This is a genomic window from Tenacibaculum sp. MEBiC06402 (assembly GCF_049239625.1).
Lineage (GTDB): Bacteria > Bacteroidota > Bacteroidia > Flavobacteriales > Flavobacteriaceae > Polaribacter.
On the sequence record NZ_JBMKKT010000103.1, the window covers coordinates 1 to 690 of the forward strand.

General features: G+C 27.8%; 1 protein-coding gene. It reads right to left on the reverse strand.

Going from position 1 to position 690, the window contains the following annotated elements; all coding sequences use genetic code 11:
- Positions 1-94: 94 nt before the first annotated feature.
- Positions 95-613, reverse strand: a complete 519-nt coding sequence (locus ACOSP6_RS14195; RefSeq protein WP_422092681.1) for a hypothetical protein — start codon at positions 611-613, stop codon at positions 95-97.
- Between the last annotated feature and the right edge of the window lie 77 nt (positions 614-690).

The following is a 690-nucleotide window of genomic DNA, read 5'->3' on the forward strand; positions in this document are numbered from 1 at the left end:
TTAATAAGATTGAATTTCCGGTGAGGAAATTCAGCCGCAATTAATTATACACGTTGTTGGCATTTCGTTTTTTCAGTTTATAGAATCGATTTATTTAATTCCACAGACTTTTAATTTTTGACCAAATTGTTTTTCTAGGAATTTGGGGATTGTTGCTATTTCTATGAATTTGAGATTCATAAAAATCCAATGCAAATTCTCTAATGTATTCAGAGTAGGTTTTATTTTCAGATATGGTTTTCATTAATTCTAAATTCTCTTTCCATTCATCTCCTTTTAATGAATTAATATAACGATTTAATAAAAGTATAGACGTTATAGTCCCATTTCCCTTATTAAACCTTTTTAATTCTGAATTATAAATCTCATAGTTAGGGGTGTCAATATCCTCTATAAAATGAATGAATGAAAAATTCTCACCCATTTCAGGATTTTGATTTTTCAAAAAACCAAAAAGTCCTTTTATCAATTTTTCCTTTTGAGATTTGGTCAAAGAAATTGATTCAGGCAATTCATTTCTTATATTATCAAAGAATTCACAAATTTCATAATCTTCCGTTTCTTCTGAAACTTTGAAATTTCCAATCCGTTCAATTATTTTTTCAATTTTCATCTTTTATTTTCTAATGAATGCCAACGTATTTGTGTATGATTTTTTGCGGGAAAAGGACGCAAGTTCTTTTCCGATGT

Coding starts and splice junctions, on each gene's coding strand:
- ACOSP6_RS14195 (WP_422092681.1), bottom strand. CDS start 613: ATGAAAATTGAAAAAATAATTGAACGGATTGGAAATTTCAAAGTTTCA.